5 protein-coding genes and 1 pseudogene are annotated in these 8,092 nt (G+C 75.6%); 2 read left to right on the top strand and 4 right to left on the bottom strand.

Going from position 1 to position 8,092, the window contains the following annotated elements; all coding sequences use genetic code 11:
• Positions 1-22 precede the first annotated feature (22 nt).
• The 4 genes from ggt to ABL57_RS07820 form a co-directional block, all read right to left on the bottom strand.
• On the bottom strand, positions 23-1,867 hold the full coding sequence (ggt, locus tag ABL57_RS07805) for a gamma-glutamyltransferase (protein ID WP_047802890.1): 1,845 nt from the start codon (positions 1,865-1,867) through the stop codon (positions 23-25).
• A gap of 45 nt (positions 1,868-1,912) precedes the next feature.
• Entirely contained in the window at positions 1,913-5,449 is a 3,537-nt protein-coding gene (locus tag ABL57_RS07810) for a proline dehydrogenase family protein (RefSeq protein ID WP_047802891.1), read from the bottom strand.
• Positions 5,450-5,604: 155 nt separating this feature from the next.
• Entirely contained in the window at positions 5,605-6,078 is a 474-nt protein-coding gene (locus ABL57_RS07815; RefSeq protein ID WP_047802892.1) for a DUF2867 domain-containing protein, read from the bottom strand.
• Positions 6,079-6,123: 45 nt separating this feature from the next.
• Positions 6,124-6,522, bottom strand: coding sequence for an NUDIX hydrolase (locus ABL57_RS07820; protein ID WP_047802893.1), 399 nt, complete (start codon positions 6,520-6,522; stop codon positions 6,124-6,126).
• Positions 6,523-6,661: 139 nt separating this feature from the next.
• Between ABL57_RS07820 and ABL57_RS07825 the strand changes: the two genes are divergently transcribed.
• Positions 6,662-7,804 (top strand): hypothetical protein, encoded by a 1,143-nt coding sequence (locus ABL57_RS07825; RefSeq protein WP_152683312.1) that lies wholly within the window; start codon positions 6,662-6,664, stop codon positions 7,802-7,804.
• 83 nt (positions 7,805-7,887) lie between these two features.
• Positions 7,888-8,092: pseudogene (locus tag ABL57_RS07830) on the top strand (hypothetical protein); the annotation flags it as partial.

The following is an 8,092-nucleotide window of genomic DNA, read 5'->3' on the forward strand; positions in this document are numbered from 1 at the left end:
GGGGCCCGTGGCCGGGCGGGGCTCACGGCTCGGGGTCCACCACCATCGCCGAGCCGCCGTAGCCGCGCTCGGTCTCGGCCGCCGCGACGAAGCGCCCGTCCCCCAGGACGCGGATCGCCGAGGCGTTGCCGATCCAGCGCACGTCCTCCAGCTCGTGACCGAGCTCGCGCAGCTGCGCACCGGTGGGCGAGCCGGCGAGGCCGAGGTCGGCGCCCTCGGTCCCGTTGCGGGAGCTCAGCCGCGGAGCGGCCACGGCGTCGACCAGGGCGAGGTCCCGGTCGATGTGCCCGGTGAGGATCTGCGCCACGGTGGTGATGATCGTGGCCCCGCCGGGGGTGCCGACCGACATCCACGGCTCCCCGTCCCGCAGCACGATCGTCGGGCTCATCGACGAGCGGGGCCGTTTGCCCGGCCCCGGCAGGTTCGGGTCGGGCACGCCCTCGGTCAGGGGCGCGAAGTTGAAGTCGGTCAGCTCGTTGTTGAGCAGGAACCCGTGCCCGGGGACCGTGATCCCGGAGCCGCCGGTCTGCTCGATGGTGAGGGTGTAGGAGACCACGTTGCCCCAGCGGTCCGCCACGTTGAGGTGGGTGGTCGAGACCCCGCCGGCGGGCTCGGGCTGGCGGGCCTGCCCCGTCCCGCACGCGGCGTAGTCCCCGTCGGGCTCCCCGAAGGCGATGGGCCGGGGCTGGGCGGCCCCCTCCTCGAAGAGACAGGCGCGCTCGTCGGCGAACTCCTGGCTCGTCAGCTCCGTGACGGGCACGCCCGCCACGTCCCCGATCCACCGGTTGCGGTCGGCGAAGGCGGTGGCCGTGGCCTCCGAGAAGCGGTGCAGGTACTGGGCCTCGGGGACGTCCGCGAGGGCGGTGCCGGTCCGCTCGTCGTAGGCCTCCAGCAGGTTGAGGGTCTCGGCCACCGTGATCCCCCCGGAGCTGGGCAGGCCCATGCCGTAGACCTCCAGGCCGCGGTACTCGGTGGAGACCGGGTCCTTGAGCAGGGCCTCGTAGGAGCCGAGGTCCTTCCGGGTCATCTCCCCGGGCAGGACGTCCACGCCCTCGGCGGTGGTGGGCCCCCGGCTCTCCTCGACGATCGCCGCCCCGATCGACCCGTCGTAGAAGGCGCCGGTGCCCTCGTGCCGGATGGTGCGGTAGGTGCGGGCCAGGTCCGGGTTGCGGAACACGTCCCCGACCGCCGGGGCCTCGCCGTCGCGCAGGAAGAGCTCCGCCGTGGCGGGGAACTTCCGGAAGCGCTCGGCGTTGGACGCCGTCTGCTCGGAGAAGTTCTCGTCCACCGTGAAGCCGCGGGCGGCGATCCGCTCGGCGGGACGCAGCAGCCGGTGCAGATCCATCGTGCCGAACTCCTCGGCGGCCGTCTCCCAGGTGGCCAGCGTCCCCGGCACGCCCACGGACGCCCCGGAGCTGACCACGGTGGCGAAGTCCAGCGGCTCGCCGTCCTCGCCCAGGAACTCGTCCTCGGTGTAGCTGGCCGGGGCGGTCTCGCGCCCGTCGATCGTGCGGACCTCTCCGGTCGCGGCGTCGTAGTGGACGAAGAAGCCGCCGCCGCCGATGCCCGCGGAGTACGGCTCGGTGACGCCCAGGGTGGCGGCGGCGGCCACGGCGGCGTCCGCGGCGTTGCCGCCCCGCTCGAGGACGTCGATGCCCACCTGGCTCGCCAGCGGGTCCACCGAGGAGACCGCCCCGCCGCCGCCGGTCATGGTGGGGACATTGGGCAGCTCCGCGGTGACGGGCGAGCCGCGGCCCCCGTGCTGCCGATCCTCGTGCGCGACGGCCGCGGAGCCGCCGAGAACGGTGCCGGAGACGCCGAGCGCTCCGGCCAGACCCAGTGCGAGGTACCTCAGGGATGCGCGCATGGGCTCATGCTGGCACCGGAGTCCCGCCCCCACCAGGGCTGATGCTCAGATGTCCGCGGGTTGCGCGGGGGCCTCCGCCGGCTGCGAGGCCGTCACCAGCCGGCGCACCACCGTCTCGGCGTCCGCCGAGGGATTGCCGAAGCGGTGCATCGTGACGGCGACGGCCTGCTCGGCGAGCATCGGGAGCATCTCCACGCGGGAGGCGCCGACCACCGGATCCGCGAGCACGTCGATCTCGGGCCGCCCCGCGAGCGCCTCGGCCAGCCCGTGGGCCGTCCCCACCACCCGGATCCGGCCGGACCCGCTGGGGTCCGACCAGTCCGCGGCCACCCGGGCGAAGGCCTCGTCCCCGCACGGGTCCAGCACGGAGCGGAACAGCTCGCGCACCTCCCCCGGCACCTCGGCCGCCGGGACGAGGATCACGCGGGAGCAGGAGCGTACGGCGGCCAGTCCCACCCGGATCACGTCGGTGAGCGGGGCGTCCTCCGCGGCGCGCACGACGACGTCGCGCGGGCGGTAGCGGAACAGGTTCGCCTCGCACGCCAGGCCGGTGGCGTCGTGGACGCGGCCGAACTCCCGCTCCCACCAGGCCTGGTCCTGTTCGGCGCAGGCGGTGAGCCAGGCCGCGTCGGCCTCCGGGACCAGGGGGCGCAGGGCCTCGAGGTGGTGGGCGATCGGTGCGGCGGGGTGCGCCGCGATGTCGCTCTGCCCGGCCGGGTCCTGCGCGAAGGGGGCCTTCTGCCAGGAGCCGAGCTGGACCAGGTAGTTGGGCCCGCCGGCCTTGGCGCCCAGCCCCACGGAGGACCTCTTCCAGCCGCCGAAGGGCTGGCGCTGGACGATGGCGCCGGTGATGCCCCGGTTGACGTACAGGTTGCCCGCCTCGACCAGGTCCACCCAGGTGCTGATCTCCTCGGGGTCCAGGGAGTGCAGCCCGGCGGTGAGGCCGTAGTCCACGGCGTTCTGCAGCTCGAGGGCCTCGTACAGGTCGGAGGCCTCCATGAGACCCAGGACCGGCCCGAAGCACTCGGTGCGGTGGTAGAAGGAGCCCGGGGCCACCCCGGTCTTGATCCCGGGCCGCCACAGCCGCCCGGTGTCGTCGAGCTGCCGGGGCTCGAGCAGCCACTCCTCCCCCGGGTCCAGCCGGGTGAGGGCCCGGCGCAGCTTCCCGCCCGGTTCGTCGATGGTCGGGCCCACGGTGGCCTGCAGGTTCTGCGGCCAGTCCACCACCATCGAGGAGGCGGCGTCGAGCAGCTGGCGGCGGAACCGCGGGGACCGGGCCACGCTGCCCACGAGGATCCCGAGGGAGGCCGCCGAGCACTTCTGCCCGGCGTGGCCGAAGGCGCTGGTGACGAGGTCCCACACCGCCCGGTCCCGGTCGGCGCTGGGGGTGATCACCATGGCGTTCTTGCCGGAGGTCTCGGCGGTCAGGGGGCGGCCCGGGCGCCAGGAGCCGAACAGCTGGGCCGTCTCGTAGGCGCCGGTGAGCACGATCCGGTCCACCCCGGGGTGGGAGACGAGCGCCTGCCCGACCTCCCCCTCCACGGAGTCCACGAGCTGGAGCACGTCCCGGGGCACTCCCGCCTCCCACAGGGCCTCCACCACGGCGGTCGAGCAGCGCCGGACCTCGGGGGCGGGCTTGTGCAGCACCGCGGCCCCGGCGGCCAGCGCCGCCACCGTGGAGCCGGTGGGGATGGCCAGCGGGAAGTTCCACGGCGGGGTGACCAGCACCAGCCGGTCGGGGACGAAGCGGGCGCCGTCGACGGCCTCGAGCTCGAGGGCCCGGCGGGCGTACCAGCGGCAGAAGTCGACCGCCTCGGAGACCTCCGGGTCGGACTGCCCCAGGGTCTTGCCCGCCTCCGCGCCGGCCACGGCGAGCAGGTGGCCGCGGCGGGCGGCCAGCACGTCGGCGGCCCGGTTGAGGATCTCCGCGCGCTCCCGGGCGCCACGGCCGTGCCAGTCCTCCGCGGCGGCCCGGCCGGTGGCCACCAGCCGCTCCACGTCGGGCGCGTCCACCGGCCCGGGCACGGGCAGCTCCTCGTACCAGCGGCGGTCCGTGATCCGGGCGGCGATGTCCTCGGCCCACGCCTGGTTCGCCGGGACCGCGACGTCGGTGTCGGGCTCGTTGCGGAAGGCCTCGTCCAGCGGCAGGTGCGCGGAGCCGGCGCCGGGGGCGCTGCGGTCCTGGGCGCGGGCGGGCACCGGGTCGGTGTCCTGCCGCGGGTCCAGGGCCTCGAGGGCCGCGCGGAAGCGGCGCTCCTCCCGGGCGAAGACCTCGTTGTCCGGGGCCAGGTCGAAGATCCCCGACATGAAGTTCTCGTGCGAGGCGTTCTCCTCGAGCCGGCGCACGAGGTAGGACACCGCGACGTCGAACTCGGCGGGGCGCACCGCGGGCACGTAGAGCAGCAGTTCGCCGACGTCCGCGCTGACCGCCCGCGCCTGTTCCACCGCCATGCCCTGGAGCATCTCGAACTCGATCCGCTCCGTCACGCCGCGGCGCTGCGCGAGCAGGTGGGCGAAGGCGATGTCGAAGAGGTTGTGCCCGGCCACGCCGAGCCGCAGCCCGGTCATCCGCTCCGGGCGGAAGACCCAGTCCAGGACCCGCTTGTAGTTGGTGTCGGTGCCCTGCTTGGTGTCCCACGTGGCCAGGGGCCAGCCGTGCAGCTCGGCGTCCACCCGTTCCATGGGCAGGTTGGCGCCCTTGACCAGACGGACCTTGATCCCGGCGCCGCCGGCCGCCACCCGCTCGGCGGACCACGCGGAGAGCCGCCGGACCACCGCGAGCGCGTCCGGCAGGTAGGCCTGGACCACGATCCCGGCCTCGAGCCCGCGCAGCTCCGGGCGCTCGAGCAGCCGGGTGAACACCTCCGTGGTCAGGTGCAGGTCGGAGTAGACCTCCATGTCGAGGTTGATGAACTTGCTCCCGGCCGGGGCCTGGGCCGCCGCCCGGTAGACGGGCAGCAGCCGCTCGACGACCGCCGCCACGGTGCCCTCGAAGCCCCAGTGGGACAGCTGCGGCACCACCGAGGAGACCTTGAGGGAGACGTAGTCGACGTCGTCGCGGTCCAGCAGCGCGGCGGCGTCAGCCAGGTGCTTGTCCGCCTCCTCCTGGCCGAGGACCTCCTCGCCCAGGAGGTTGATGTTGAGCCGGTGCCCCTGGGCGGTCAGCTTCCGCACGGCCTGCCCGAACGGCTTGGGCCGGGCGTCGACGATCATGTGCCCCACGAGCCGGCGCAGCCGGGCGCGCGCGGCGGGGACGACCACCTGCGGGGCTGTGGACGCCATGGCGGCCCCGGCCCGGATCTGGGCGCGGTCCGCGGCCGGCATGGTGCGCGGGACGATCTCCGCGACGGCGCGCAGGGCCCGGGCCGCCGCGCGGACGTCCTCGGTGCGCACCACCCGGTCCACGAAGCCCACGGTGAACTCGAGCCCGTGGGGGTCCTGCAGAACGGTGGCGAGGCGGTCGGCGGCTCCGTCCCGGTGCTTCCGGCCGTCGGCGGCGCGGGTGAGCCACTCGCGGACCAGGGCGACGGCCTCGTCGGCCAGCGCGCGGGAGTCGGGAACGGACGGGGCGTCGGCGGACATGGCGGCACTCTCCTGGGAGCTCCGCCCGGCAGCGGTGCCGAGGCACTCCCTCGGCCACCGGCCGCATCCACCGGGCGTCACGGTGGCCGGTGAGACCACGCTACGGCTGCGGGACCGCCGGCGGAAGAGCCGGTGCGGAAGAGCCCGCGCGTCCCCTAGCGGTGCGCGTGCTCCAGGATGTCCGAGGCGAGCCGGCCCATGACGGCCTTGTGCGGGCCGAGCATGGCGTACCAGTAGGCGCGGCCGGCCGCGCCCGCGGGCCGGAAGACCGTGGTCTGGCGGTAGAGGCAGCCGCCGTCCGCCCGGGGTTCCAGGAAGATGTCCAGCCAGGCCTCCCCGGGCATCCGGACCAGGGCACGCAGCCGCAGCCGCCGTGACGGCTCGAGGGCCTCGACCGTCCACCAGTCCAGGCGCTGCCCGGGCGCCAGCCGGTCCGGGTCCTCGCGGTGGCGCAGCCGCCCGGGCGGCAGGCCGAGGCGGTTGGCGGCGGCGCGGGCCGCCCAGAGGCGGTCGGTGCTGTACCAGCCGCGTTCCCCGCCGATGCCCTCGACGACCGCCCACACCGCGTCCCGGTCGGCCGAACTGGTGCGCTGCACCGTGTCGACGTAGAAGCCCTGCGTCCGTCCCATGCCCCTATCCAAGCACGGAGGGGAGCCGGGCCGGGGAGGCTCGGGTCAGCGCACCGGGATCCCGAAGCGCGCGAGGTGCTCGAGCAGCCCGTCGGTGGTCGGCAGCGCCGAGAGCTCCTGCGGGGCGACCCACCGGACCTCGTCGGCGTCGTCGCCGGGGCGCAGCGTCCCGCCGAGGTACGCGGCCGCGACGTCGTGCACCTCGTAGACCACGCCCGGCCCGCCGGGGACGCGCACCACCCCGAGCTCGCGCTCGGCGCGCACCCGGGCGCCGGTCTCCTCGAAGGCCTCCCGGACGGCGGCCTCGGCCACCGTCTCACCGGGCTCCACCCGACCGCCCGGCACGCTCCAGCGACCGCGCTGCGGGTCCGTGCCCCGGCGGATCAGCAGCAGCCGGCCGTCCGCGCCGACGACCACCGCCGCGGCGGCCCGGACGATGCGCATGCCCCGACACTACCGCCGGCGGGTGCGGACCCATCGCCCCATTTCAGGCAAATGCATTGAAATGCACGTCGTGCGGTCCTACCCTGGGACCACCCCCAGCGGGCCGGACTCGTCAGGATGCGAACGAGGAGGTGCCACCGTGACGTCGTCGATGCGGCGCTCCCGTGCCGCCGCCCTGCGCCTGGCCCTGCTCTCCGCACTGACCGCCCTCGGCTGGCTCCTGCTCGGAGCGACCGGGGCGAGCGCCGCGGAGGGCCCCGTGGGCGGGCTCGGTCACCACCTCGGCGGCACGGTCCGCGACGTCCTGCAGCCGGCACCCCCCGCGGAGTCGCCGGTTCCCGCACCCGCGTCACCGGTCGAGCTCCGCACCGGCCCGCTCGTCGAGGAGGTCACCGGCACCGTCGGCGGCCTGACGGGGGCGGTCGAGGGGCTCGCCGTCCCGCTCGCCGACGCGGTGGACAGCACCGTCGCCGCGGTGCCCGTGGTCGGCGGGATCGCGCCGTCCGGCACCGTGGGCACCCCCGCCCGGGAGACCACCGGACTGGTCGAGGGCCTCAGCGGCACGGTGGAGGCGGCCGCCCGGCCCGTCACCGGGACCGTGGACGAAGTGCTCGTCCAGGCCCCCGTCGTCGGGCAGGATCCCGTCCCCGGCCTGCCGCCTCTCGTCCCCGCTCCGGGAGTCGCGCCCGTTCCGTCCGCCCCGCAGACGGCTCCGCTCGACGCCGGGTCGCCGGCCGAGGCGCCGGGGACCCCGGTGCCCCCGACCTCCGCCCCGTCGCGGGACGGAGTGCGGGAAGCCCAGGTCCTCGACGGCGCCGTTGCCGCTCCTGCAGAGCGCGCACCTGCCGGGCTCACCGCGCCTGCCGTGGCCGGCGACCCTGCCGCGGCTGCGGCACGACTGCGGACGGAGACGGTGACCCCGGCAGCGGCGATCGCCCCGCGGGCAGGTGTCATCTCGCCCGCTGATCTGCTCCGCGCGCTGGTCGTTCCCCCGGGCGGCAGCGGCGCCGTCGCGGCGGCCCAGGCTCCGGCCGAGGCCGGTGTCCACGCGGGTGGCCAGGGGGTCGGCACGGCCGGGACGAGCTCCTCGTCGTCCGGGAGCGGAGGCACCGGCTCACCGTTCGGCGACTCCGGTGCCGGCGCCTGGCCCGGCATGCCCGGGGAGGCCGTCGTCCTGGACCTGACGGCCCGGTCGACGGCCGACGGCACCGAGCTGCTGCGCGGCGCCGCGGAGGACCTCCCGGCGCCCCCGGCGTTCGACCCCGGTTCCACACCTGATTGATGAGGACTGCCCTGCCCGTTCGCGGGCAGACGCAGCCCTCCGGCCGCCCTGCGGTCACCCGTCATCACATCAGGAGAACAGTCATGCATCAGGACATTCGTCGCGGCCTGTACGGCCTCGTCCTCGCCGCCGGCATCGCCGCCATCGGCTCGTCGGAGGCGTCCGCCGCCGAGACCTCGGGCCAGGACGGCCTGCTCGCCGGCAACCAGGTCGTCCCCGTGCTCACCGCCCCTGTCACCGTCGAGGGCAACCCGATCACCCTCATCGGCGACCCCACCACCGGCACCG

Origin of the sequence: Kocuria sp. SM24M-10 (genome assembly GCF_001027955.1) — a bacterium.
GTDB lineage: Bacteria > Actinomycetota > Actinomycetes > Actinomycetales > Micrococcaceae > Kocuria > Kocuria oceani.